This window comes from Natrialba swarupiae (assembly GCF_008245225.1).
Taxonomy (GTDB): domain Archaea; phylum Halobacteriota; class Halobacteria; order Halobacteriales; family Natrialbaceae; genus Natrarchaeobius; species Natrarchaeobius swarupiae.
Genome location: NZ_VTAW01000024.1, coordinates 16,997 through 42,099, shown reverse-complemented (window position 1 = coordinate 42,099; position 25,103 = coordinate 16,997). Strand labels below are relative to the sequence as shown.

Here is a 25,103-nt window from a genome sequence, read left to right as displayed (position 1 = left end):
GTACAAATGTAGTATATTTTCGAGAGGGGCGAACGCCGGGTGGTTCCGTACACAATCGTCTCCCTGGTCCACGGGAACCGCTACCGAACCGACGGCAACACGTCTTCCTGGTAGAACTCGAGGGCGTGCTCCTGGTCGGGGCCGATCTGGTGGACGTAGACGTGATCGTAGCCGGCGTCGATCGCCTGCTCGATGCTCTCGACGTGTGCTTGCGGATCTGGATCGGTGGTCGTGCCCGACTCGGCGACGTCCTCACGGTCGACCAGTCGTGCCGCCTGCGCGAAGTGAGCGGGGGTCGGGAGTTCCTGGGCGAGTTCGCCCGGCAGGGAGCCGTTGGGCCAGTACTCGAGGACGGTGTCGATCGCCTCGTCTTCGGTTTCGGCGTAACACGTGTGAAGCTGTGTGTACGCGGGCCCGTCCCCGCCAGCGTCCCGGTACGCCTCGACGACGTCTCCGTTCGGCCCCGAACACCAGAGACCGTCGGCGTGTTCGGCGGCCCACCGAGCCGTCTGTGGCCCGAAGGCGCTCGCGATCGTCTCCGGCTCCTCGTCGGGAATCGTATAGAGGCGGGCGTTCTCGACGGTGTAGTGTTCGCCGCGGTGACTCGTCGTCTCACCGGACCAGAGGTTACGCATGACCGCCATCGCCTCCTCGAGCATCTCGAGGCGGACGTCGTGTTCGGGCCAGCGGTGGCCGGTGACGTGTTCGTTCAGATTTTCACCGGTCCCGACGCCGAAGGTGAAACGACCGTCGAACATCTCGGCGACGGTGGCGACGGCGTGGGCGACGTTGACGGGGTGGATGCGCATCGTCGGACAGGTGACGCCGACGCCGACCTCGATCTCGTCGGTCGCCACCGCGATCGCGCCGAGAGTCGACCAGACGAACGGCGACTCGCCCTGCGCCGAGATCCAGGGGTGGAAGTGATCCGAGATCGAGACGAAATCGAAGCCGATCTCCTCCGCGCGGCGGGCGTATTCGACGAGCTCCATCGGTCCGTGCTCCTCGCTCGAGAGCGTGTATCCCAGTTCGACCATGCGACACGCCTACGACGAACCCGTCGGTAACAGTTGAGCCTGCGACGGCAAGAACGCACCTCGAGTCGCAACCGGGTGTGTTCCAGCGAGAATCGAACCCCTTACCCGCTCCGGATGGGTATCGACGCGCATGGAAGCCGTCGTCGAGGCGAGTGAGCTTCGGAAATCCTACGGCGAGACGGTCGCCCTGGCGGGCGTTTCCGTGGCGATCGAACGCGGTGAAATCTTCGGGTTGATCGGACCGAACGGAGCCGGAAAGACGACGCTGGTCCGGGCGCTGACGGGGACGACGGAGCCAGATTCGGGAACCGCACGAGTACTGGGTGACCCACCGCCGGCGACCGACCGAAACCGGCTTGCGGTCCTCCCGCAAGCGTTCTCGCCGCCAGATCGGCTCACCGCCCACGAGTTGCTCAGCTACTACGCGGGGCTGTACGACGACGCTCGCGATCCCGAGGAGGTACTCGCAGACGTGGGCCTCGCCGACGCCGGCGACACGTGGTACGAGGCCCTCTCCGGCGGGCAACAGCGGCGGGTCTGCGTCGGGGCGACGCTCGTCAACGATCCCGACGTCCTCTTTCTGGACGAGCCGACGACCGGTATCGACCCCGCGGGTCGGCGGACGGTCTGGCGTCTGATCGAGTCGCTCTCCGCGGGCGGGACGACCGTCGTCCTCACGACACACGACATGGCGGAAGCCGAACGTCTCGCCGACCGCGTCGGCTTGCTGGCCGACGGCGCGCTCGTCGCCGACGGAACGCCGACCGATCTCGTGGACGAACACGGCGGCTCGAGTCGGCTGACGATCGAGACGGCTGCGAAACCGGCGGCGTTCGACGAGCTAGCGTATCCGGTGGAACAGCCGAGCGACTCGAGAGGGGGCGAGAGCCGCTCGCCCACGACGGACTCGATCGTCGTCCGGGCCGTCACCCCTCCAGAGATCGGCGACGTCGTCGACTACCTCGAGGAACGGGAAATCGCGTACTCGGGACTCGAGTGGACAGAACCCGGACTCGAGGAGGTCTATCTCGAACTCGCGTCCCGGGCCGAACTCGGCCGGACGGACGCGGCGGATCGAAACCGCGCTGGCGGGACCGAAACCGAAACGCGGGACGACGAACAGACGTCGGCGGGTGAGACCGCGTGAGCCGGATCGATCGGGTGCGTGCGGAGACGAACGCCGGCTGGCGCTCGTTCGTCCGTCGGCGAACCGCCGTCTTCTTTACGTTTTTCTTCCCGGTGATCCTGATCGTCATCTTCGGTGCGTTGGTCCAGACCGACCCGACCGGCGGCGGACTCTTCGCCGAGCCCGCAGCCTACTACGTGCCGGGGTATCTGGCCGTCGTCGTCCTCTTTACGCCGCTCTCGCGGATGGGAAGCGAGGTCGCCCGCCACCGAGAGGGGAACCGATTCGAGAAGCTCGCGACGACGCCGTTGACTCGCGGCGAGTGGTTGCTCTCTCAGACGCTCGTGAACGCGATCATCATCGGGCTCGCGAGCGTCCTCATCCTTGTTCTCGTGGTCGTACTGACCGGCGCCGACATCGTTCTCTCTCCGGTACTCGTTCCCTACGTCCTCGTCGGCGTCGTCTGTTTCTGTGGCGTCGGTGCGATGCTCGGCAGTTACACTGACTCCCAGGACGGCGCGGTCGCCGCGAGTAACGCCATCGGGCTCCCGTTGCTCTTTCTCTCCGAGACGTTCGTTCCACTCGAGCAACTGCCCGGCTGGTTCGGACCGCTCGTCGAACTCTCACCGCTGACCTACTTCGCTCGAGGGGTGCGGGCGGCGACCTTCCCGGAGGCAGACCCGGCCGGCGTCGCCGGTGTCGACCCCGTACTTGCAAACCTCGCCGTCCTCGCAACGATCGCAATCGTCGCCTTCGCCCTCGGCGCGCGCTCGATTCCGCGGACGGATTGATTCGACGCCGTCGCCACCGAAAGTTGATATATTGCTGAGGTAACGCTGTCTCTCCCCGTGGATCGACGGACCATCGCACTCCGGGCCGAATCGGATCGGACGATTTATCCTTCGATATCGAAGGCTCTCACGTCGGCGGACACCCGAATCGAAACGGAGAAGGACAGTTTTATTCGATGGGGTTCGAAAGCGAGCATTACGATGGATGGTGGTGGCGACAATGCTGGCGAAACCGTTCGAAAACCACCGAGCCGTGCGGTCGTCGAGGCAGTCGCGGAGGCGGAGGGGATTTCACCGGACGAGTTGCAACCGCCGGAGTACGAACCGCTCCACGCGGTCGTCGACCCGGATGCACTCGATTCGTTGTGCGCCAATCGGCCCACGACGGACTGTGAAGTCTCGTTTCAGTTCTGTGGATACGAGGTCACCGTCGGCGAGGACGGGACGGTCGCGCTCACAGCGAACACCACCGACGGGGACTCCGACTGATCGCGTTCGGAAACAGCAAGACAGATACGACGTCCCGTCCAATCGAGACCAATGGCAACTGCGGGTGCGAGACGGCGACTTCGGGAGCGCCCGATCGGAGTTACGATCCTGTTGACGATCGTCGGATACGCGTTGGTTATCGGGACGTTCGTCCTTGATATTCCGATCTATCCGGATCTCACGAACGCACAGATAAACGCACTTACCCACGCGATCGCAGCCATCAACTCGGTGACGCTGGTTCTCCTCGTACTCGGGTGGTACTGGATCCGAACGAACGAAATCGAGAAACATCGGTTCGCGATGGTCGGTGGGTTCGTACTCATCATCTTCTTTCTGGTCGTCTATCTGATTCGCGTCGGCGGGGGCGGCGAGAAACTCTTCGTCGGGCCGGATGCCGTCTACTACGCCTACCTGATCATGCTGGGGATCCACATCGTCCTCTCGATCGTCGCCGTTCCGGTCGTCCTCTACGCGTTGATCCTCGGGCTCACACATACTCCCTCGGAGCTTCGGGAGACCTCTCACGCTCGAGTCGGGCGCATCGCCGCCGGCTCGTGGATTCTGAGTCTCTTTCTCGGAATCGTTACATACCTGATGCTCAACCACATCTACAGCTACGAGTTCAGTTCGATGCTCGTGGTGTGACTGTCCAGCGGAGCCTCTTTACGCGTGGCTCACGACTAGTCCAGTCAAAATGGCGTCGCCCAACGGAACCGGCTCGGAACTCGAGCGTCGGGACCGCCAACAGCAACTGGTCGCGGACCTCTCCGATCTCGCGCTGTCGGAGGGGCCACTCGAGGAGCTGCTCGAGCGAGCCACCGACGCGATCGCCGAGACGCTGTCGGTGGATTCGTGTGTAGCCCTCGAGTCGCTGTCGGACGGCCGGTTTCACGTACAGGGTGTCAGCGGCGCGGTCGACGAAGACACCACGTCGACGGTCGTCGTGCCGGATCCGAACACTCGCATCCGACAGGCGTTGACGGTCGACGCCCCCGTCGTCGTCGAAGACGTCCGAACGGACGAACGCGTCGCCGATCTCGATCGCGGATACGAACGCAACGTACAAAGTGGCATCAGTGTGGTTGTCGGACCGGAGGACGATCCCTGGGGTGTTCTCGACGTGCGCAACGAGGCGTATACCGAGTACACGGACCCTGACGTGATCTTCGTCAGGACCGTTGCGAACGTTCTCGCTTCTGCGATCGAGCACGAACGAGCGAACCGACGACATCACGAGGAGATGGAACTAACGGACGAAATCGTCGAAACGACTCCGATCGGAATCACGCTCGTCGATTCGGACGGGACGAACGTGTTTGCAAACGAGCGAGCCGAAGAGCTGCTCGGCCGACCGATCGAGGAGTTGCGGACGTACACACACGACGACGATCGGTGGAATCTCGTCGACGAATCGGGCGATCCGCTGGCCAGTGAAGCGCTTCCGTTTTCGATCGTCGAAGAGACGGAAGAGCCAGTGTACGGCGAAGTCATCGGCTTCGACCAACCCGACGGAACCCGCGTCTGGCTCTCTACACACTGTCGTCCACTGTTCGACGCCGACGGCTCGTTCGACGGCGCGGTGTACGCCCTTCAGGATATCACCGAACGAAAGCACCTCGAGACCAGACTGGAGGAGATTCTCGGACGGATAGACGACGCTGTCTGTGCGTTCGACGAGGAGTTTCGGTATACGCACGTCAACGACCGCGCGGAGGAACTTCTCCAGCGCTCGGAGTCCGAACTCCTGGGAGAGCAGCTCTGGGAGCAGTTTCCGGAGGCGGCGAACCAGGAGATCGTCCGTGAGAGCTTCGAGACGGCGATGGACACCCAGGAGCCGACCAGCTACGTCCACTACTTCGATCTGGCCGACCGCTGGCTCGAGGTGACGATCTATCCCTCCGAGACGGGAGCGTCGGTCTACTTCCGGGACGTTACCGAGCGAAAGGAGTATCGCCGACGCCTCGAGGAGTCGAACGAACGACTCGAGCAGTTCGCGTACGCGGCCTCTCACGATCTCCAGGAGCCGTTGCGGATGGTCTCGAGCTACCTCCGGTTGATCGAGGACCGCTACGGCGACGAGTTAGACGAGGACGGCGAGGAGTTCATCGAGTACGCCGTCGACGGTGCCGACCGCATGCGCGAGATGATCGATGGCTTGCTGGCGTTTTCACGGGTCGAGAGCGCGGGTAGACCGTTCGAGCCGGTCGACCTGGACGACGTGCTCACAGACGTCCGGCAGGATCTGTGGTTTCAGATCGAGGAGAGCGATGCGGAGATCACCGCCGAATCACTTCCACGCGTTCAGGGCGACGGCAACCAGTTACGGCAGGTCTTCCAGAACCTGCTCTCGAACGCGATCGAGTACGCAGACGACGAACCGCCCACGGTTCACGTCTCCGCGAAACGCGACGGCGACGAGTGGATCCTCTCGGTTAGCGACGACGGGATCGGTATCGATCCCGCCGACACGGACCGGATATTCGGTGTTTTCGAACGACTCCACTCGGTCGACGAGCGCTCCGGGAGCGGGATCGGCCTCGCGCTCTGTGAACGCATCGTCGAACGTCACGGCGGCGACATCTGGGTGGAATCCGAGCCAGGCGAGGGATCGACGTTCTCGTTTTCGCTTCCGGCCCATCCCGAATCGACGGTGACGAGGTCGGCCTGATACGGTTTCCTGTCGGTCAGTGCCGGCGCACCTGCGACCCCTGGGGCAGGTGTGTCGGTCCATCGTGATGGCAACCCGTCTGAACGATCGGTTCATCCCTCGAGAGAAACGAACCGGCGACCGTCCTCAATCGATTCGGATCGCCGGCTTCCCCGGGCGGGCTTTCGTCGTCTCCGAGCCCTCCGCACAGCGAACGACGACGTCCGCACCGAACTCGTCGGCGACCAGCCACCGGGCACGCTCGAGCAGCGTTCGCTCGTCGTCGAACGTCAAGGGTTGATCGATGCCGCCTTTGGACGCACGATCGAGTAGCGTCCCGACGACCGTCGCGACGGTCTCTCGAGGCGGTGTCTCGAGATCGGTGGCGGATACGCGATCGACCACGCCTGGGACGTCCACGTCTCCGTCGGTCTCTTCTGTGAGCACCGCCGCGACGCGGTAAGTCCACGCCGGAGCGACGATGAGTTCGATCCGCTGGGGTTCGTCGATGTCGGCCACGTCGACGATGTCGCGGACGTCCTCGAGGGTTCGCTCGACGAGTCGACGCTCGCTCGCGTAGTTCGACGGCTCCGTTTGCGGCTCCGGCCAGTCGGCTTCCACGACCAGCCCTTCCCCCCGAAGCTTGTTCCACAGTTCCTCGCCGAGGTGAGGAGCCATCGGTGATATCAACGCCGCGAGGGTCAACAGACCGCGACGATAGACCTCGTCGTGTGGACGATCGTACGCCAGATACCGGCGAAGGAGTCGCGCGAGTTCTCGAATCTCGGTCGCAACACGGTGGAACCGGAACCGTTCGTACTCCTCGGTGACCGCGACGATGGTTCGATCGATTTCGCGTGCGATGTACTCGTCGTGGTCGCGTCGTTCGACGCGGGTATCCGCCGCCTCGACGAACTCGGTCGCCATCCGGTAGAGGTCCTGCTGGAGGTCGTACGCACCGCGAACGTTGTTCGCGGTCCACTCGAAGTCCTGTTCGGGATGGGCCGCAGAGAGGACGAACAGCCGCGTCGTCTCCGCACCGTACTCGAGGGGCGCGACCACGTTGCCCTTCGACGTGGACATCTTCTCGCCGTCGTAGAGCACCGTCCCCTGACTGACGAGTCGCTCGACCGGCTCTCGCTTCTCGATCAGGCCGATATCGGCGAGTGCACGGGTCATAAACCGGATGTACAGCAGGTGGAGGATCGCGTGCTCGTCGCCGCCAACGTAGACGTCGATCGGGAGCCACTCGTCTGCACGTTCGGCGTCGAACGGTGCCTCCGCGAGATCGGGGGAGAGAAATCGCAGGAAGTACCACGAGGAGTCGACGAACGTGTCCATCGTGTCGGTCTCCCGGCGAGCGGGGCCGCCACACTCGGGACAGGTCGTGTGCCGGAACGAGTCGTGTTCCTCGAGTGGGTTCCCCGTCGTGCGGACGAACTCCGGGAGTTCGACCGGAAGCTCCTCGTCGGGGACGAGCACGTGTCCACAGTCGTCACAGTGGACGACCGGGATCGGCGTCCCCCAGTAGCGCTGTCGCGAGATCAGCCAGTCCCGGAGCCGATAGGTGACGTCTGCCTGAATCGCGTCGTGGTCCGCGATCAGCCGGTCTCGCACACGTTCGGTCTCGAGGCCGTCGTACTCGCCGCTTCCCTCGAGGATGCCCTCGCCCGTGTACGGTCCGTCCTCGAACGTCTCGTCACCAGCAGTGTCGTCTTCGGTCCCGGTGACGACCACGCGTTCGATCGGCAGGTCGTGCTCGAGTGCGAACCCGTGATCGCGCTCGTTGTGGCCGGGAACGCCCATGACGGCACCCGTCCCGACGTCCTCCAGCACGTAGCCGGCGACGTACACCGGCAGTTTCGCTCCCGTCAGGGGATGGACCGCCGTCACGTCGGTCTCGACGCCGGAGAAGCCGACCTCGTCGGGCCCGCGCTCGCGGACCGTCTCCACGTAGTCGGCGATGTCGTCGTCTCGGTCGGCGAGCGCTCGGGCGAGGTCGTGTCCGGGCGAGACGGCGAGGTACGTCGCCCCGTAGATCGTCTCCGGCCGGGTGCTGAAGACGTCGACAGCGTCGATCGCCCCGTTCGATTCGTCGCCCGTGACAGGTGCCGACAGTTCGAAGTCGATTTTCGCGCCTTCCTGGCGGCCGATCCAGTTTCGCTGAATCTCGCGGACGCCCTCGGGCCACCCCTCGAGGTCCTCGAGACCGTCGTGGAGCTCCTCGGCGTACTCCGTGATCGTGAAAAACCACTGGTCGAGTTCGCGTTGCTCGACAGGCGTATCACACCGCCAGCAGATCCGATCATCGTCCCGTTCGTCGACCTGTGCGTCGGCGAGTACCGTCTCGCAGTCGGGACACCAGTTGACCGTCGCCGCCTCGTACTCGACGAGCCCCGCCTCGTAGAGGCGTTTGAACAGCCACTGGTTCCACCGGTAGTACTCCGGCTCACAGGTCGTGATTTCTCGGGACCAGTCGTAGCCAAAGCCCAGCGTCTCGAGTTCCTCTCGCATCCGGCGGATACACGCTTTGGTCCACGACTCCGGATCGCTCGCACGCTCGTAGGCGGCGTTCTCCGCGGGGAGACCGAACGCGTCCCACCCCATCGGATGGAGGACGTCGTCGCCACACATCCGCCGATATCGGGCGTAGGCGTCGGTGATCGCGTAGTTGCGAACGTGGCCCATGTGAAGCGTCCCGGAGGTGTACGGAAACATCCCCAGGACGTACGTCGGGTCCGTCGCGTCGTCCGGAAGCTCGTAGACGTCGTCGCGCTCCCAAACGTACTGCCAAAACTCCTGTACCTGCGCGTGATCGTAATGACTCGGCATTGGGACCCCGTTGTCCACCACTCGGAGTGCCGGCTATATCATTGTTGGCCACTCGAGGCACGAACGAGCGGGCCGGATGGGAGAGTTCGTGAGAGACCGCCGACCGTTCACCGCGCCCCAGCGGGCGTTCCGGCCGGTGCCCTGCGTCCGGCAGCGTACGCGACGTACGCCGCCAACACAGCGCCGACGAGTCCCGAGACGACGTTACTCCAGACGAGCGCCTCCGCGGCCACCTCGAGTCCTTCCATCGCGAACTGGCCCTCGAGTGCAAACGGAGAGACCAGTATCCACAGCGCCAGTAAGGCGACGAGTGACATCACGCTCGTACTGGTCGGGTGTGCCGTGATGATCCGGTAGAAGTTGTAGCCAGCTAAGAGGAAGATCGCTCCGCCGACTGCGACGTTGTTCCACGCGAACTCCGCGGCCGCCTCGTAGACGAACGGTGAGATCGCGATCCACAGACCGACGAGGGAGACGACCCCGCTCAACCACTTCTGTCCCTCCGGTTCGCCCTGGTCTCGCATCTGTGCATCCCCTGTTTCCGGGTCGCTCGTCGTGGATTCACTCATGATCGATCGCCAGGCCGGCGATAGCCCATCGTCGCTCAAAAAGCGCGGTGACTGTTTCCAGCAACGCCCTCGAAACCCGCTCACGCGGTGATCTGTTCCGATCGATCGACTCGAGGTTGGCATCGCTAAGATCGGGTTACTTCGGCCGGTAACGATCGGTTACTGACACGCGACGCTCTCCGTCTGGACGATCGTGCCCCGAATGCGGCGACGCGATACGACTCGGTCGATGGCCCGACTCCGGACGAGATTCGTGCGGACTCGGTCCCGACCGTCTACGCTCGAGCGAAAGGTGACTCGAGTCGGAGTGTCTTCTTCAGTACGCGTTATTCCTGTGGGCGGCAGCTCGACCGACCGTTCGTCCAACTTGGAGAGAGAGAGACCGGTTTGAACGTGTGAGGTGACAACGGCGGTGTGAGTGTGAAACGGCGCTCGATACAGATGTAGACGAGGATTTTTGCTGATACAGATATTGCATCAAATTTGAAGTATTCTCGGTGTAAACTACCCGTGAATGTCACAGGCCGTAGAAGATCCGCCACAGGCCACCCGAAGTTCGAATCTGACCGCGTTCGTGATACTACTGCTCGGAGCTGTGATCACGACGTGGTTGTTCGTTCCGGTTACGTGGGTTCCTGACGAGGTAGTCACCACACTCGACTCCCTGTTTTTCCTCTCCTGGATCACGTTGCCCATCGCGGTCTACCTCGACATCCGAATCGTACGCCGGAGCGTCGACTGGCAGCCGACAGCACCGCTTTGGGTCCTCGGGTCTCTCCTCCCGCTGTTCAACGTAAGCGTCACGATTCCGTACCTGCTCAGACGGTACGAACGGCTGAATCGACGGGAAGCGTGGGATTTCTGGTGGCGACTCGCGGGCGCTGGGGTGGCCCTGTTTCTCGTGTTGATCCTCGTCGACATTCTAATCGTCGACGTGCTCGCACTCGAGTCCGCACTCGTCGACGTCGTACTCGCCGAGCTCAGCTTTCTCGTCTTCCTTCTCACGGTGTTTCTGGTGCCCGTGGCCGTAAGATACGACATTGCGTACGTCACGGATCGGTACGAGTGGGAGCCCGAAACGTGGCTGTGGGTCGCCGGTGGGGCGATCCCGCTTCTCAACGTCGTCGTGGTCCCCGCGTACGTCGCAAAACGGAATCCCGACGCACCGTTTTCGGTCCTCGACGACGAGAACTCCGATTCGACGGACGGCGAACTGACCGCCTCGACTCGCGCTCCGACGGAGCCGAAAGCGGGCCCCTCGAGCGGTGATCGTCGGATGAAAGCCGACCGAACGGCGGGTAACGATCGGAGTACGAACGACGACCAGCCAGTCACCGCTGCGGACGTCGACTCCAACTGGTGGTACGTGCCAGCGATTACGGCTGGAGTGACCGTGGCCTCCGCTCTCGTCGGAATCGGGACCGTCGGCGTCGTCGTTGCAACGAATGTCTCCGCCGTGCTTGTGCTCCTGTTTTTCGTCCCAGTAATGCTCGTTCTCGCGGTCGCTGGTTACGCCTCGGTGCTGGCGATATACCTGGACGCGACGGCCATCCGCGAGGCCGGCGGAAACTGGCAGCCCTCCGTGCTCGCTTACGCGGTCGGCTCCGTCCTGGTGAGCCCCCTCGTTCCGCCCATCGTCTACGTCCTTCATCGGCACAGACACCTCGGCGAGCCCTGAGATCGGCTACCCGGGTGCGGGTCATCGCTGGGGGTATCGCGGACGATGCGTCCCGTGTAGCGGCAGGTCGACTCGAGGCTCATCGGATCGGTATCGTATCCGCTCACGATCCGAAATACATCAAAAATATTATATATTCCCGGGCGGATTCGAACCGCGCAGACTCGAATCCTCTCGTCTGCTGGGCTCGAACCGCCGAGGATACTTGCGCCTCACGGGTTTGTTCGGCGCAAAAGTAGTCCCGGGCGGATTCGAACCGCCGTCCTGAGCTCACTTCCGTGACGGCCGGAACCGGACACGTCCAAAGGCTCAGATGATTGGCCACTACACCACGGGACTTCTCACTCCGTTCGAAGCCCCGTGTAGCTCGCAGTTCCTGTGGAACTGCTCACCACCACGGGACTCCTTCGGACTTCACTTCTCGGATAGACCGCCGTCGCACAATAGTGTTACTTTTCGCTTCGGGGCGAAACCTCTATTTCACCCTCATCGGCACGTCGGTGGCAGCTCCGACAGAGGGTGACGACGTTGTTCATCGTGTGTGCATCCGCAGGCTGATCGAACGACCGTACAGGCTCGAGATGGTGGACATCCGGATTCCGGCCGAGGTCGTCCGCGTCCGCGCTACAGTGCTGGCACTCGTATCCGTCGCGCTCGAGCGCCTGTCGTCGAATCTGCCACCATTCCTGTCCGTAGTCGATCGCACCTCCCTCCCACTGGTGGTGATCAGGGCCGACGACGTTCTCCGAGAGCCACTCGCCGTAACACTCGAGGGTGCAGAAACAACCACGCTCCCGTTTGTCGGCTTTCGCGGGGCGGACCTCGAGATCGGACCCAAAGCATTCACACTCGATGATAACCCGTTCGCCTTTCTCCGACGGGTTTTCGGGAAGCAGTCCGATCGCCTCTGCAACACACACCGAACAGTACACGCCGTCCTTGTCGGATGGATAGTAGGAGAACGAGTCGCCGCAACACTCACACGTCGTGGTTTCTCTCGCGTCGCTGCAGTTGCCGTTGTGTTCGCCCGCGTTCGGATTGCAGTCGTCATAATACTCGAGGCGCGCCTTCGGGTCGTAGAACTCGATCCCACAGCCGTTACAGGTTCGATTCGGCAGCGGCTCGCCGTAGACCTTCGTGTGGTGTTGGCGCATTCCCCGTTCGGAACTGAGCGACGTGCCACAGGTCGGGCAATCCATGCGGACGTTGGTTGCGCCATCGCGTATAAACTCGAGGCGAACCGAGTCTGCGATACTCGAACTCTCAAACTCGAGGGCGAAGCCGCGAGGCTACCCAGCCACAAAAGACGACACGAAAAGCCGTGGAAACCGAACTACAGATAGCCTTCCTCAGCCAGCCGCTCGATACCCTCCTCGAGTCGCTCTTCGCTCGCGGCGTAGGAGATTCGCGCGTAGCCGGGCGTCCCAAAGGCGCTGCCCGGAACCGTCGCGACGTGGGCGTCCTCGATGGCACCTTCACACCAGGCCTGATCGTCGTCGTCGACGGGCAACATCATGTAGAACGCGCCCTCGGGTTCGGCGACGTCGACGCCGTGGTCTTCGAGCAGGTCGATGACGAGGTCGCGCCGGTCTTCGAAGGCGTCGGTCATCTCTTCGACGGCGTCGTCGGTGTTCTCGAGTGCTTCGATACCGGCGTGCTGGACGAAGTTCACCGCGGAGGAGACGGAGTGGCTGTGGAGTTTGCCAGCCTGGTCGATCAGCTCCTCGGGACCGGCGAAGTAGCCGAGTCGCCAGCCGGTCATCGAGTAGGCCTTCGAGAAGCCGTTGACCGTGACCGTCCGGTCGGCCATTCCCTCGAGCGTGCCGAGACTCGTCGGGGAAACGCCGTAGGTAATCTCCTTGTAGATCTCGTCCGAGATCACCGTAATATCATGCTCGACGGCAAGATCACGGACGCCCTCGAGCGCCTCGTCGGAGTAGACCGCACCGGTGGGGTTCGACGGCGAGTTGACGATCAGCAGTTCCGTCTCGTCCGATACTGCGTCGGCGAGGTCCTCGAGTGCTGGCTCGAGTTGGAAGCCGGAATCGGAGAGATTGACCCGCGAAAGCGAGCCGCCGGCCATCTTCACCATCGCCTCGTAGGAGACCCACGCGGGGTCGAGCAGTGCGACCTCGTCGCCGTCCTGAATGAGTGCCTGGACGATTTCGTACAGTGCCTGCTTCGCGCCGGGTGTGACGATGATCTCGTCCGTGCTGTGATCGAGGCCGTCGGCTGCGAGCTTCTCCGAAATCGCCTCTCGCAGGTCGAGGATGCCGGCCGACGTGGTGTAGCCGGTGTGGCCGGCGTCCATCGCGTCTTGTCCGGCGTCGACGATGTTTTGCGGCGTCGGGAAGTCGGGTTCGCCGACGGAGAGGTCGACGACGTCTGCGCCGTCGGCCTCGAGTTCGGTGGCGAGTGCTGAGATCGCGAGGGTTGCGGACGGTTCGACTCGGGTTACGCGGTCGGTGAATTCCATCGTCATCGTATCACTGTGGGTCGGGTAGTTCGGACACGAGATCGAGCGCGCCGTCGACGGCTTTCGCCGCGTTCTCGACGCGTTCCCGTGCTTCGGCGGCTGACATTCCGGGGCCCGTCACGCCGAGGGTAACGGGAGTATCACGCTCGAGACTGACGTCTGCGAGTCGCTGTGCGGCGGCATCGGTGATCACCTGATCGTGGTCGGTGTCGCCGGTGATGACGCTCCCGACGACGGCGACGGCGTCGACCGCCTCCCTGCGCGCGAGTCGGTCGGCGGCAAGCGGCGCGTCGTAGACGCCCGGCACGCGGACGGTCTCGAAGACCTCCACACCAGCGGCGTGTGCAGCATCGAGCGCCTCCTGCTCCATCTGCTCGGTGATCGGCCGGTTGAACTGCGCGACTACCAGTCCGAGCGTGGTCATACGCGAGCGGTAGAGAGGGCGGGTAAAAGAGGTACCGTTCTCCGTCGAACTCGCCGGATCGCTCGACGCGGTTGGTTGGGTCGACTCCTCGCCTCGAGTTGCGGTGTTTCACCGCGTCTCGAGGTCGAACTCTTCGATGGGGTGGACTCTTCGAAGATCGTCGCGGTTGCATCGTACTCCTCGTCGACAGCCCCCATCTCGTCGGGAGGTGTCGTCTGTGCGGACTCGGTCCATCTTCTGACGTCCTCGGAAACGTCGTTCTCGCGTTCGACGTACCCGTCTACGACCGCTATCTCTGCACGACTCGAGTTGGCGCTACAGCCAGCTATCGCACCTCCCACCAGGATCGCCCCTGTCGAGAGAACAGAACATCGGCACATGGTTCTCGTATCAAATATATTGGCATTAGTTCCGTCGTTCTATCACACTCGAGATTCGCACCGAGGCTGAAGGTAGACGGGACAGCGTAGGTGGTCACCGAACACGTATAAGCCTCTCACCAGTGGATCTCCGGGTGAAGGAGTGACCGATTTTAGCGTGGGTTGTCTCTCACCCCTCGGAAGCGTTCGCCGTTCCCTCGTCCGAAAATTCGGATGCCCTGGGAAACATGCCTCTAATCGATCCAACATAATTATGGGAATACTTATATAAAATGAAGAATGTGTTTCGATTAGAACGTGGAAATGATTGACAGGGGTGGGAAGACAGTTGATGAGGGTGCGAAACCGACGAGACGACGCTTGCTGGCGGGAGCCGGTCTTATTGTCGCAACTGGGTTGGCGGGGTGTTCAGATCTCAGGGATCAACGATTCGAAGCGACACCCGTGGTTATTCCGGAGGCCGACCGCGAGGCGTTTGGATACGCCACACTAGCCGACGAGTCGACCACGCTCGAGCGCGAGCAAGCCGGTATTTCCGTCACAATTACGAGCCACGGGGCAGTGTACGCACCCGACTTCGATGAGGACGACTGATGGCGGCGAGAAAACAAAAGGGCATTTGGAAAAACGTCATCGGTAGTTTCACCCACGAAACCAACGCGGGTGGCCTCAGCGACGGCGGCCTCATCGTCACGCCAGCGGATGTCGGCGCTGAAACGATCGAACTCGGTTTCGCCGACGGCGGCGCAGTTGATCTCCTCGGCACGGAGGCGTCGTTTCTCGTCCCGACGGAAGCACGCGCAATGGACGGCGAGCCGCTGCCGGGTATGCTGTTCGCGAGCGCGACGTCGACTGGCGTCGACGCGTTCCAGAACACCGGCGGTGAGGGACTCCTCATCGAGCAGCCGTGGCGCGTGTTTCCAAACGAGTCCTGGACCGAGGAATACGACGACGAGACTGGCGAGGGGTGGAGCCCAAGCACCGCGTGGATCCCTGGCAGCACTTGGGATCCCAACGAATCCAAATCAGTCTCCACGTTTATTCCGACCGATGAGGCTACGTTCGCCTCTCGGCTGGGTGTCGAGACGCGTGAACTCCGCGACCGATTTGGCCCGTATCGGACAGTCGAAGCGGACGAGGAGCTTCGAACCGACGAGTTGTTGATCGCTGCGTTCACGGACGACCGCACATTCCCATCAACACCGCTGACGTCGCCCGACCGGATCGATATCGGGCAGTTGTTCAATGCGGGCATATCCGCCCCGTTGTCGGGAGCGACGTTCGGCTTCAGCGTTCTCGCTACGCCAAACGCGAGCGTCGCCGGACAGAACCTCAACCCCCTTGCCGGGCTCGAGTTCGAGGAAATTTTCGCCCACGAGGAGGTTCGCGACGTGCTGCGCCGGGCCGGAGTTACCGACGCGCGAACAGTCGAGTGGCTCGTCGGGCCCGACGCCGTCGATGGTGACCGCGTCCCGCCGCTCGTGGCGAATCCGGATCCGATCCTCGAGGCCGATCCCGCCACGACACTGCTCGACGACGAGGTCGACCTCCGAACATTTGTTGGCGTGTTGAACGGGCAAGTCGGCCCCTGGGCGATCGCTATCCACGCCGCACGACTAGTTGACGACGATATCGTACTTGCCACGGGCATCAACCGCCGACCCGTCGCCGATACAGATGCGACCGGTGTGCTCGACGGGGAGACACTCACTCGAGCACGTGAACTGACTACTGCGACGATGGTGACGCTCCGTAAAGCTGGCGGCGACCGGTAAACTCCCCCTGGCTACTCACTGTGGCTACCGCCGTCCGTTCCTTGGGACAGGGGCTTAGCGCCCTCTATACCAGCCATAGTAACAACTGCAACGATGTACACACTGATCGACGAGCTCACGGGTCACTGGGTTCCCCGTTCGCATTCCCGCGGTTCTCGCTCACTTCGTTCGCTCACGGGTCACTGGGTTCCCCGTTCGCATTCCCGCGGTTCTCGCTCACTTCGTTCGCTCCGAACCGCGCACACTCCGAACCGCGCTTTTCGTCTGGCGATCAGGTGTGCAAGACCTGCAGTGGCTACGATAATCCGAGACCGATCTCGGAACCACCGGCGAGGGCTTTTGATTACGTTGGTTTTCTCGCGGCGAGCGCTTCATCACTTTCAGGTGACGACTCGACCAGTGCCGCTTCCGTGAAGCCGACATCGAGCGCCGTCCGCAACACGCTGGCCGGTCGGTACCCACGGATTGGGGCGGTCGCACTCACGCGGGCGGTTCGGTTGGTTCGGCGATCCTCGATCTTGTAGGCGTACGTATACCGACCGGCCGGCCCGAGCCCGCCTGCGTCCGGGTTGGTCACTCGGGTCACGATCGTACGTGTAATCTGGTATGGATCATCTGTCGCGACTGCCTCCATGACGTGCCCGTCGATTACGGATGATGGTGGGATGAAGTCACAGAGCAACACGCCGCCTGGTCGGAGTGACTCGAACGCGTTTGAAAGCACGATCTGGAACGGGTCGGGGCCATTGTCCTGGGGGGCGAGGTGAACGAGCGAATTGCCGAGGATCGTGACGACGTCGAAGCGCCCGGGAACGACGCACGTGCGGAGGTCAGCGACGACGGTCGGCGCGTCGGTCCGCGCGGTCGCCTGCGAAAGCATCGCGGAACTTCTGTCGAACCCTACAGCGATCTCGTAACGATCCGCGACGGTCGCAAGGAGCCGGCCCGTCCCGCAGGCGAACAGTCCAATAGCGGTCGTATCTTCGGGCTCGTGCGTCCTGATGAACGATGCATACGCATCGTAATCAATCGTTCGTGCGAAAACGTCGTACACCGGAGCGAGGTGCCTGTAAACGTCACCTGATGGGGATCGGCGTTCGGTTGAGACGGCATCAATTACGTCGGCCACGGTTCGCATTCCCCAACGGAGGTAAGACGTGTATAAAGGAGTATCGTAGCTCGTCCCTACCCATCCCCACCGTACTCTTTGCGAATGCTTAAGCGCGGCCGTCGTCAACCGCCGCGCAATGACTACGCTCGAGACGCCGGGACCGACGGTCGGCGTCGTCGGTGGGGGACAGCTCGGTCGGATGCTCGCCGAGGCGGCCGCGCCGCTCGGCGTCGAGATCGTCGTGCTCGATCCGACGCCCGAGTGTCCTGCCTCGCTGGTCGCCCGCGACCAGATCGTCGCCGACTTCGACGACGAGGCGGGGATCCGCGAACTCGCCGAGCGGGCCGACGTCCTCACGTTCGAGATCGAACTGGCCGACCAGACCGTCCTCGAGCGCGTGAGCAACGACACCGGAACGCTGGTTCACCCGAAGCCGTCGACGCTCGAGACGATCCACGACAAACTCGTCCAGAAGCGCGAACTCGAGGCCGCCGGCGTTCCGGTCCCGCCGTTTCGCGAGGTCTCCGACGCCGACGACGTCCGGGCGGCGATCGACGACTACGGCGCGCCGGTGATGCTCAAAGCACGGACCGGCGGCTACGACGGCCGCGGAAACGTCCCCGTGGAGTCGAAAGACGAGACCGAAGAGGCTCTCGAGTCGGTCGCCGGCCCCGCGATGGTCGAGGCGTTCGTGGAGTTCGAACGCGAGGTGTCGGTGATCGCCACCAAGGGGTACGGCGAGACCGCGACGTTCCCCATCGGGGAGAACGTCCACGAGGAGGAGATCCTCCGGGAGACGATCGTGCCCGCGCGCTCGAGCGACGCCGCCGCGGAGCGCGCCCGAGAGGTTGCCACGGACGTTCTCGAGGTGATGGAGGGGCGAGGTGTCTACGGGATCGAACTGTTCGAGGTGGCTGGCGACGACGCGGAGAGCGAGATGCTCCTCAACGAGATCGCCCCCCGTCCGCACAATTCGGGACACTGGACGATCGAAGGCGCACACAGTTCGCAGTTCGAACAACACGTCCGGGCGGTGCTCGGGTGGCCGCTGGCCGCGACAGACCTCCGGAATCCGACCGTCACGGCGAACCTCCTCGCCGACGTCGACCAAGAACGGGCGGCGGCGCTTCACAACGTCGAGCGGATCCACGAGACGCCCGCCGCACACCTCCACTGGTACGGCAAGCGCGAGGCCCGCCCCCTCCGAAAGATGGGACACGTCACCGTGTGCGCTCGCGACGACGAAACCGGCGTCGAGGAGTTACTCGAGACGGCACGAAGCCTCGAGGAAGACGTGACGTTCCGTTCGTAGCGACTCGACGTCCGCCATCGATCCGATTGCTGCCAATTGAAGTTCTCGCCCCGAGCAGTGTCGGACATGAGCGACAGCGTTCGCGGCCTGATCGATCGGTTGCACCGCGAGGCCGACCAGGACCGTCCGGACGAGGAGACGCCCGACGTCGGCATCGTGATGGGCAGTGACTCGGATCTCGAGACGATGATGACCGGCGGGAAGCGTCGGGGGGCCTACGACGCGTTCGTCGACGAACTCGACTTCGCCGAGCAGACCGACTTCGAGTCTCCGCCGGACGAACGCTTTACCTTCGAGACGTACGTCACTTCCGCCCACCGCACGCCCGACCTGATGACGGCGTACGCGGAGACGGCCGAAGAACGGGGACTCGAGGTCATCATCGCGGGAGCAGGTGGGAAGTCGGCCGATCTGCCGAACATGACGGCGTCGATCGCGTACCCGCTGCCGGTGATCGGCGTGCCGGTCCAGGAGAAGTCAGTCGACAGCGTCATCGGGATGCCGACCGGTGCACCGCTGGTCGCCGTCGACGCGGGCAAGTCGTTCAACGCCGCGCTGTCGGCAGCCCAGATTCTCGCCCGCCAGCACGACGACGTTCGTGAACGGCTCGTCGCCTATCACGAGGGGCTTCGAGGCGGCGTTGGCGACGTCTCGAGAGAACTGCACGACGCCGGAACGAAGCGCTTCTCGAACACTACCGAGTAACCGGTTCGGCCGGTCTGGCGTCGTGAGCGTCCCTTCCGGAGATCGGTTTCACCGGTAACATTCCCTTTTCCGAACGAACGGTGGCCGACCGATTCGGCAGACCTATCAGGAGCCTGACGTTGTTGGTGCCCAGGCGTCGAACTCGGCGGACGGAGTGCGTCGTCGATTTAATTCCCGTCGGCGATTCGACTGGAACGTCACTCGATCTGACGTTCAAGAGTAACAGAACGATACCGACGCGGTCGACCGTTCGATACCTGCTGGTCGTTTGGAGTGAACGTCTGGGAAATTTCGCTTCGACAGAAGCCACTGCTTGGCCCGTTTTGGCCGGAAAAACGAACAATCAACCCTTATGTGGGTGCGGTTTTAACGTCCGGACGTTACGGAGATGAACGACTGGATAGCTATTGGGGCGCTGGCGCTCGTGGGACTTCTGATACCGCTCGGTATGATGGCGGTATCGTATCTCCTGCGGCCGAGCGTTCCGGAAACGAGTAAACGTGCCACCTACGAGAGTGGCGAGGTCCCGACGGGCGGGACGCGCATCCGATTCAACATCCAGTACTACATGGTTGCGCTTCTGTTCCTCGTCTTCGATATCGAGACCGTCCTCCTGTTTCCGTGGGCGGTCGTGTATCTGGATGCCGTCGAATCCGATGCCGTCTCGCTGTTCGAGATCCTCGCGCCGATGGTCGCGTTCGTCGTCATCTTGCTCATTGGTCTCGCGTGGGCGTGGCGAAACGGCGCGGTAGAGTGGGCACAGACGACTCGTCAGGTGGACGCGGAAGGTAATCGATCATGAGTAGCGACGAACCACGACAGACGATCCACGGGAGCACCGCACCGTCGACGGATACCCGCGAGGCGCGGATGGGTGAAGGGGCCGACGACCGCTTCAACTCGAAGCTTCGGGAGGCGTTCGGCACGTCGCCGTTTATCCTCACGAAGTTCGACCAGTTCATGAACTGGGTTCGCGGCAACTCGATGTTCATGCTACAGTTCGGGATCGCCTGCTGTAGCATCGAGATGATCCACACCTACGCGATCAAACACGACGTCGACCGCTACGGCGCTGGCGTCCCCCGCGCCTCGCCGCGGCAGGCCGACGTCATGATCGTCCCCGGGACGATCGTCTCGAAGTTCGGGCCGCGCATGAAACGCGTCTACGACCAGATGCCCGAACCCAAGTTCGTCGTCGGGATGGGATCGTGTACGATCTCCGGCGGTCCGTTCCAGGAAGGGTACAACGTCGTGAAAGGTGCCGAGGAGATCATCCCGATCGACATCCACGTCCCGGGCTGTCCACCACGGCCCGAGGCGCTGATCTACGGCATCCTCAAACTCCAAGAGCGGATCCAGAACGGCGAGTCCTCTCCCGTCGTCGTCAAGCCCTACGAACTTGAGGAGTTTGGCGACCTTCCGGAGGACGAACTCGTCCAGAAACTCGCAAGCGAGATCGACGAAGACGACCTGGTCATGCGCTATAACTGGGCTGATTCGCCATGAGCACGGGAACGGAGTCGATGCCGGAGGACGCGACGGACAGGGTCGACGAACTGGCCGACCTGCTTGGCTCTCGCGCACTCACGCGCGAAGATCACGTTAACGCACCCGGATTCGTCGTCAACCCGGGAGACGTACAGGACGTCCTCTTCGATCTGCGCGAGAAAGCCGGCTACGACCACTGCTCGTGTGTCACCGCACAGCAATACGAGGACCGCTTCGAGACGATCTATCACTTGAAGAAGTACGCCGATCCGACCGACGAGGTGAGTATCGTCGTCCCGACGCCACTCGACGAGCCGGTCAGCCAGAGTGCCGAACCGGTCTACCGGACGGCGGACTGGCACGAGCGCGAAGCCTACGACCTCGTCGGCATTGAGTACGAGGACCATCCGGATCTCCGTCGAATCCTGCTTCCGGAGACCTGGCAGGGCCACCCGCTCTCCGCGAGCTATGACCAGGAGAAACCACAGGTCGTCACCCTCTCGGAACACGCGAACCCGCTCGAGCCGGACCACGAGGACCCCGAGTCGGATACGATGTTCCTGAACGTCGGGCCACACCACCCGGCGACCCACGGCGTCCTCCACGTCAAGACGGTTCTCGACGGCGAGACGATCGCCCACATCGAGCCGGACATCGGCTACCTCCACCGCTGTGAGGAGCAGATGTGCCAACAGGGGACCTACCGCCATCAGATCATGCCGTATCCCGACCGCTGGGACTACGTCTCCTCCGGCCTGTTGAACGAGTGGGCGTACGCCCGAGCGATCGAGGATCTCGCGGAGATCGAGGTTCCGGAGTACGCACAGATCATCAGGACGCTCGGCTCCGAACTGTGTCGAATCGCCTCGCACATGCTCGCACTCGGGACGTTCGCACTCGACGTCTACGGCGAGTTCACCGCGACGTTCATGTACACGTTCCGCGACCGCGAACTCGTCCAGGACATCTTAGAGGACCTGACGGGTCAGCGGATGATGTTCAACTACTTCCGCGTCGGCGGCGTCGCCTGGGACCTGCCCGAACCCCGCGAGGAGTTTTTCGAGCAGACGCGGGACTTCCTCGACGAACTGCCCGCGAAAGTCGCCGAGTACAACGACCTGATCACCACGAACGAGATCTTCCAGACGCGGTGTATCGACACCGGGGTCCTAGAGCCCGACGTCGCGAAGGACTACGGCTGTACGGGACCGGTCGCCCGCGGCTCCGGCGTCGACTACGACCTTCGGCGCGACGATCCCTACGGCTACTACGAGAACTTGGAGTGGGACGTCGTCACCCGCGACGGCTGTGACAACTACGCCCGGGTGCTCTGTCGGATGGAGGAAGTCGAGGAGTCGGCGAAGATCGTCGAACAGTGTCTCGACGTACTCGAGGGGTGGCCCGAGGACGACCGTGAGGTGCAGGCGAACGTGCCGCGAACGTTGAAACCGGATGCGGACGCGGAAGTCTACCGGGCGGTCGAGGCCGCGAAGGGCGAACTCGGCATCTACATCCGCTCGGACGGGACGGACAAGCCGGGACGGTTCAAGATTCGCAGCCCCTGCTTTTCGAACCTGCAAGCCCTAGAGGAGATGTCACAGGGAGAGTACATCCCTGACCTGATCGCATCGCTTGGCAGCCTGGACATCGTACTCGGAGAGGTGGATCGATGAGCGCGGTGACTCCCCTTCAAAACGGCGACACGGTGTTGTTGCCCGAGCGGATCGCCGACCTGACCGGGCTCGGCGAATTCGGTGTCGCCGGCGAGTTACTCGCGGCCTTTCTGGGCGCGTTCGTCATCGCTAACCTGATGATGGCGATGACCGGCGTTGCCGGCCCGTGGGCGAAACGAAAGATTACTGCCGCGTTCACCGACCGGATCGCGGTCAACCACCTCGGCCCGGCCGGTATCTTCATTATCGTCGCCGACGCGGTCCGACTCCTCTCGAAAGAGAACATTATCCCGGAGAACGCGGACCGCCCGGCGTACGATCTCGCGCCGATCGTCATCGCGGGCTCGGCGTTGCTCGGCTTTGCGGTAATTCCGATGGGAAGCGGTATCCACCTCGCGGATCCCGAAGTCGGACTCGTGTTCGTCTTCGCTGTCGCCGGTATCGCATCGATCGGACTGGTGATGGCCGGCTACGCGTCGGGCAACAAGTACTCGATGCTCGGCGGGTTGCGGGCGGTCGCACAGAACGTTGCCTACGAGATTCCGCTCGTGGTGACCGGGATGTCGGTCGTCCTCTTTGCCGGCTCGCTTCAGATGGGGACGATCGTCGAAGCGCAGGCACAACCGCTCGTCGACCTCGGCGTGGTCTCGATCCCGTCGTGGTACGCGCTGGTCAACCCGTTCGCGTTCGTCCTCTTCCTGATCGCGAACTTCGCCGAGGTCGGACGGAACCCGTTCGACATGCCCGAAGCACCTGCGGAGCTGATCGCTGGCTACCAGACTGAGTACTCCTCGGTCTACTTCGTGCTCGTCTACTTAGGCGAGTTCCTCCACATCTTCCTCGGCGGGGCGATCATCGCGACGATCTTCCTCGGCGGACCCGCTGGACCCGGTCCGGCCGAACTGGGCATCGTCTGGTTCCTACTGAAGATCTGGGCCGTCTTCTTGCTCACGCAGTGGCTCCGCTCGGCGATCCCGCGCGTACGTATCGACCAACTGATCGAAATCGGCTGGAAGGGCCTCCTGGTCCTCTCCTTTGCGAACCTTGCACTCACCGCGGCAATCGTGGGGGTGATCGCATGATCGGACTACTCAAATCCATGGCGACGACGATGAAACACGCACTGAGCGGCTCGACGTTCACCGTCGAGTACCCCGAGACCGCACCGGACGTCTCACCCCGGTTCCGAGGCGTCCACAAGTTCAGCCAGGAGCGCTGTATCTGGTGTCGTCAGTGTGAGAATGTCTGTCCGAACGACACGATCCAGATCGTGATGGACGACCAGCGAAACGGCGAACAGTACAACCTCCACATCGGACAGTGTATCTACTGTCGGCTCTGTGAGGAGGTCTGTCCCGTCGACGCCATCTTGCTCACGCAGAACTTCGAGTTCACCGCCGACACGAAACACGAGTTCGTCTACAACAAAGAACAGCTCAAGGCCGTCCCGTGGTACAAGGACATCGACCCGCTCGAGTCGCGCGAACCCGACCGGGGCGCGTGGATCGGCGAAGGTGAAGGGGAGGTCGACTACCAGTAACAATGATGGAAACGATCGCGTTCGCGCTGTTTGCGTTCCTGACGGTCGCCAGCGCGCTGGGCGTGGTCCTCCTGAAGGACCCCTGGCACTCGGCGCTGATGCTCGGCGTCGCACTACTCAGCGTCGCCGTCCACTACGTGATGCTGGCGGCGGAGTTCGTCGCCATGATGCAGATCCTCGTCTACGTCGGCGGGGTGCTCATCCTCATCACGTTCGCCGTGATGTTGACCCAGCGTGACGAACCCGAGACAGCCGCGGACTCCGACGAGGTGGTACAGCCATGACGAGACGACCGGAACTCAGGCTCGGCACCACGCTCGCCCCAGGCATCCTCGCGGTCGTCCTCTTCGGCATGATGGGACTGATCGCGTGGAACACACAGTTCGGCGGGATGGCCGGCTTTCCAGATGGGATCTCGATCACCTCCGAGATCGGTTACGCCATGTTCGACCTCGAGCCGCTGCAATCCGAGGAGGGCGCGATCGGCGAGACCGAAGCGTTTCTCGCGGCGTTCTTGCTGATCGCGATCACGCTCGACGCGGCGCTCGACGCCTCGCTCGTCCTCGCGAAACGCGAGGAAAGCGGTGAGTCCGTCACGGCACTCATCAGCCGGAGTGGGGATTCCACGAGCGCCGCCACCGGAGCCGCGGCCGCGGACGACCGATCGACTGCCACCGACGGCGGTCGTGACTCCGACGCGTCGACGGCGACCGCCGACTCGAGCGAGGGAGGTGAGTCCCGATGACGGTCGGGATCGAGTACTACGTGCTTCTCTCGATGCTGTTGTTCTGCATCGGGCTGTTCGGTATTCTGACGCGCCGAAACGCACTGATGTTCCTGATGTCCGTCGAGCTCATGGTGAACGCGGCGAACATCAATCTGATCGCCTTTGCGTTCTACCACGGCAATCTCACCGGGCAGGTGCTCGCGCTGTTCGTGATGGCACTTGCCGCCGCGGAGGTCGCGATCGGACTCGGGATCATCCTGGTGTTGTACCGCAACTTCCGTGACGTCGACGTCACGGTTCCGACGACGATGAGGTGGTAA

The 25,103-nt window shown here is 63.0% G+C and carries 25 protein-coding genes and 1 tRNA gene; 18 read left to right on the top strand and 8 right to left on the bottom strand.

Annotated elements, in window-relative coordinates:
* Window positions 1–80: 80 nt before the first annotated feature.
* The gene (locus tag FYC77_RS15790; RefSeq protein ID WP_149082465.1) at window positions 81–1,037 is read right to left on the bottom strand and encodes a TIGR03557 family F420-dependent LLM class oxidoreductase; all 957 of its coding nucleotides are present in this window, start codon (window positions 1,035–1,037) and stop codon (window positions 81–83) included.
* Between the two features lie 130 nt (window positions 1,038–1,167).
* On the opposite strand from FYC77_RS15790, the gene FYC77_RS15785 reads away from it, so the two are divergent.
* The 5 genes from FYC77_RS15785 (at window position 1,168) to FYC77_RS15765 (ending at window position 6,114) form a co-directional block, all read left to right on the top strand.
* Complete coding sequence (locus FYC77_RS15785) at window positions 1,168–2,184, top strand: ABC transporter ATP-binding protein (RefSeq protein ID WP_149082464.1); 1,017 nt, start codon at window positions 1,168–1,170, stop codon at window positions 2,182–2,184.
* Window positions 2,181–2,954 carry an ABC transporter permease gene (locus tag FYC77_RS15780; protein WP_149082463.1) on the top strand — a complete coding sequence of 258 codons (774 nt, stop codon included), beginning with the start codon at window positions 2,181–2,183 and terminating at the stop codon, window positions 2,952–2,954. The genes FYC77_RS15785 and FYC77_RS15780 overlap by 4 nt, the downstream gene beginning before the upstream one ends.
* A 201-nt stretch (window positions 2,955–3,155) precedes the next feature.
* Window positions 3,156–3,443 carry a HalOD1 output domain-containing protein gene (locus FYC77_RS15775; RefSeq protein WP_149082462.1) on the top strand — a complete coding sequence of 96 codons (288 nt, stop codon included), beginning with the start codon at window positions 3,156–3,158 and terminating at the stop codon, window positions 3,441–3,443.
* A gap of 51 nt (window positions 3,444–3,494) precedes the next feature.
* Window positions 3,495–4,091, top strand: coding sequence for a DUF420 domain-containing protein (locus FYC77_RS15770; RefSeq protein ID WP_149082461.1), 597 nt, complete (start codon window positions 3,495–3,497; stop codon window positions 4,089–4,091).
* A 49-nt stretch (window positions 4,092–4,140) separates the two neighbouring features.
* A complete protein-coding gene (locus tag FYC77_RS15765; RefSeq protein ID WP_149082460.1) occupies window positions 4,141–6,114 on the top strand; it encodes an ATP-binding protein in 1,974 nt (657 codons plus the stop codon).
* A gap of 126 nt (window positions 6,115–6,240) precedes the next feature.
* Here the strand turns inward: FYC77_RS15765 and leuS are convergent, their stop codons facing one another.
* Window positions 6,241–8,925, bottom strand: coding sequence for a leucine--tRNA ligase (leuS, locus tag FYC77_RS15760; RefSeq protein WP_149082459.1), 2,685 nt, complete (start codon window positions 8,923–8,925; stop codon window positions 6,241–6,243).
* A gap of 107 nt (window positions 8,926–9,032) precedes the next feature.
* A complete protein-coding gene (locus tag FYC77_RS15755) occupies window positions 9,033–9,494 on the bottom strand; it encodes an SPW repeat domain-containing protein (protein ID WP_149082458.1) in 462 nt (153 codons plus the stop codon).
* A 514-nt stretch (window positions 9,495–10,008) separates the two neighbouring features.
* Between FYC77_RS15755 and FYC77_RS15750 the strand changes: the two genes are divergently transcribed.
* On the top strand, window positions 10,009–11,172 hold the full coding sequence (locus tag FYC77_RS15750) for an LTA synthase family protein (RefSeq protein WP_149082457.1): 1,164 nt from the start codon (window positions 10,009–10,011) through the stop codon (window positions 11,170–11,172).
* A gap of 236 nt (window positions 11,173–11,408) precedes the next feature.
* On the opposite strand, the gene FYC77_RS15745 is transcribed toward FYC77_RS15750, so the two are convergent.
* From FYC77_RS15745 to ribH, 4 genes are all read right to left on the bottom strand, one after another.
* Window positions 11,409–11,511 (bottom strand) — tRNA-Gln (locus FYC77_RS15745).
* Window positions 11,512–11,621: 110 nt separating this feature from the next.
* Entirely contained in the window at window positions 11,622–12,371 is a 750-nt protein-coding gene (locus FYC77_RS15740) for an HNH endonuclease (RefSeq protein ID WP_149082456.1), read from the bottom strand.
* Between the two features lie 134 nt (window positions 12,372–12,505).
* Window positions 12,506–13,654, bottom strand: a complete 1,149-nt coding sequence (locus tag FYC77_RS15735; protein ID WP_149082455.1) for a pyridoxal phosphate-dependent aminotransferase — start codon at window positions 13,652–13,654, stop codon at window positions 12,506–12,508.
* A 4-nt stretch (window positions 13,655–13,658) separates the two neighbouring features.
* The gene (gene ribH, locus FYC77_RS15730) at window positions 13,659–14,072 is read right to left on the bottom strand and encodes a 6,7-dimethyl-8-ribityllumazine synthase (protein ID WP_149082454.1); all 414 of its coding nucleotides are present in this window, start codon (window positions 14,070–14,072) and stop codon (window positions 13,659–13,661) included.
* A gap of 824 nt (window positions 14,073–14,896) precedes the next feature.
* Here ribH and FYC77_RS20970 point away from each other — a divergent pair.
* Together FYC77_RS20970 and FYC77_RS15725 are read left to right on the top strand one after the other, a co-directional pair.
* Window positions 14,897–15,046 carry a hypothetical protein gene (locus tag FYC77_RS20970; RefSeq protein WP_160046583.1) on the top strand — a complete coding sequence of 50 codons (150 nt, stop codon included), beginning with the start codon at window positions 14,897–14,899 and terminating at the stop codon, window positions 15,044–15,046.
* On the top strand, window positions 15,046–16,227 hold the full coding sequence (locus tag FYC77_RS15725; RefSeq protein WP_149082453.1) for a hypothetical protein: 1,182 nt from the start codon (window positions 15,046–15,048) through the stop codon (window positions 16,225–16,227). The genes FYC77_RS20970 and FYC77_RS15725 overlap by 1 nt, the downstream gene beginning before the upstream one ends.
* A gap of 343 nt (window positions 16,228–16,570) precedes the next feature.
* On the opposite strand, the gene FYC77_RS15720 is transcribed toward FYC77_RS15725, so the two are convergent.
* The gene (locus FYC77_RS15720) at window positions 16,571–17,365 is read right to left on the bottom strand and encodes a class I SAM-dependent methyltransferase (RefSeq protein ID WP_149082452.1); all 795 of its coding nucleotides are present in this window, start codon (window positions 17,363–17,365) and stop codon (window positions 16,571–16,573) included.
* A 109-nt stretch (window positions 17,366–17,474) separates the two neighbouring features.
* Between FYC77_RS15720 and FYC77_RS15715 the strand changes: the two genes are divergently transcribed.
* The 10 genes from FYC77_RS15715 to nuoK all read left to right on the top strand — a co-directional run bounded on the left by FYC77_RS15715 (window position 17,475) and on the right by nuoK (window position 25,103).
* A complete protein-coding gene (locus FYC77_RS15715; protein ID WP_149082451.1) occupies window positions 17,475–18,650 on the top strand; it encodes a 5-(carboxyamino)imidazole ribonucleotide synthase in 1,176 nt (391 codons plus the stop codon).
* Between the two features lie 66 nt (window positions 18,651–18,716).
* Window positions 18,717–19,355, top strand: a complete 639-nt coding sequence (locus tag FYC77_RS15710; protein ID WP_149082450.1) for an AIR carboxylase family protein — start codon at window positions 18,717–18,719, stop codon at window positions 19,353–19,355.
* A 388-nt stretch (window positions 19,356–19,743) separates the two neighbouring features.
* Complete coding sequence (locus FYC77_RS15705; RefSeq protein WP_149082449.1) at window positions 19,744–20,157, top strand: NADH-quinone oxidoreductase subunit A; 414 nt, start codon at window positions 19,744–19,746, stop codon at window positions 20,155–20,157.
* The gene (locus tag FYC77_RS15700; RefSeq protein ID WP_149082448.1) at window positions 20,154–20,861 is read left to right on the top strand and encodes an NADH-quinone oxidoreductase subunit B; all 708 of its coding nucleotides are present in this window, start codon (window positions 20,154–20,156) and stop codon (window positions 20,859–20,861) included. The genes FYC77_RS15705 and FYC77_RS15700 overlap by 4 nt, the downstream gene beginning before the upstream one ends.
* A complete protein-coding gene (locus FYC77_RS15695) occupies window positions 20,858–22,516 on the top strand; it encodes an NADH-quinone oxidoreductase subunit D (RefSeq protein WP_149082447.1) in 1,659 nt (552 codons plus the stop codon). The genes FYC77_RS15700 and FYC77_RS15695 overlap by 4 nt, the downstream gene beginning before the upstream one ends.
* On the top strand, window positions 22,513–23,598 hold the full coding sequence (locus FYC77_RS15690; protein ID WP_149082446.1) for a complex I subunit 1/NuoH family protein: 1,086 nt from the start codon (window positions 22,513–22,515) through the stop codon (window positions 23,596–23,598). The genes FYC77_RS15695 and FYC77_RS15690 overlap by 4 nt, the downstream gene beginning before the upstream one ends.
* Window positions 23,595–24,056, top strand: coding sequence for a NuoI/complex I 23 kDa subunit family protein (locus FYC77_RS15685; protein ID WP_149082445.1), 462 nt, complete (start codon window positions 23,595–23,597; stop codon window positions 24,054–24,056). Before FYC77_RS15690 ends, FYC77_RS15685 begins: the two co-directional genes overlap by 4 nt.
* Before the next feature lie 2 nt (window positions 24,057–24,058).
* Window positions 24,059–24,340, top strand: a complete 282-nt coding sequence (locus FYC77_RS15680) for an NADH-quinone oxidoreductase subunit J (RefSeq protein ID WP_149082444.1) — start codon at window positions 24,059–24,061, stop codon at window positions 24,338–24,340.
* Window positions 24,337–24,801, top strand: coding sequence for a hypothetical protein (locus FYC77_RS15675; protein WP_149082443.1), 465 nt, complete (start codon window positions 24,337–24,339; stop codon window positions 24,799–24,801). Before FYC77_RS15680 ends, FYC77_RS15675 begins: the two co-directional genes overlap by 4 nt.
* Window positions 24,798–25,103, top strand: coding sequence for an NADH-quinone oxidoreductase subunit NuoK (gene nuoK / locus FYC77_RS15670; protein WP_149082442.1), 306 nt, complete (start codon window positions 24,798–24,800; stop codon window positions 25,101–25,103). The genes FYC77_RS15675 and nuoK overlap by 4 nt, the downstream gene beginning before the upstream one ends.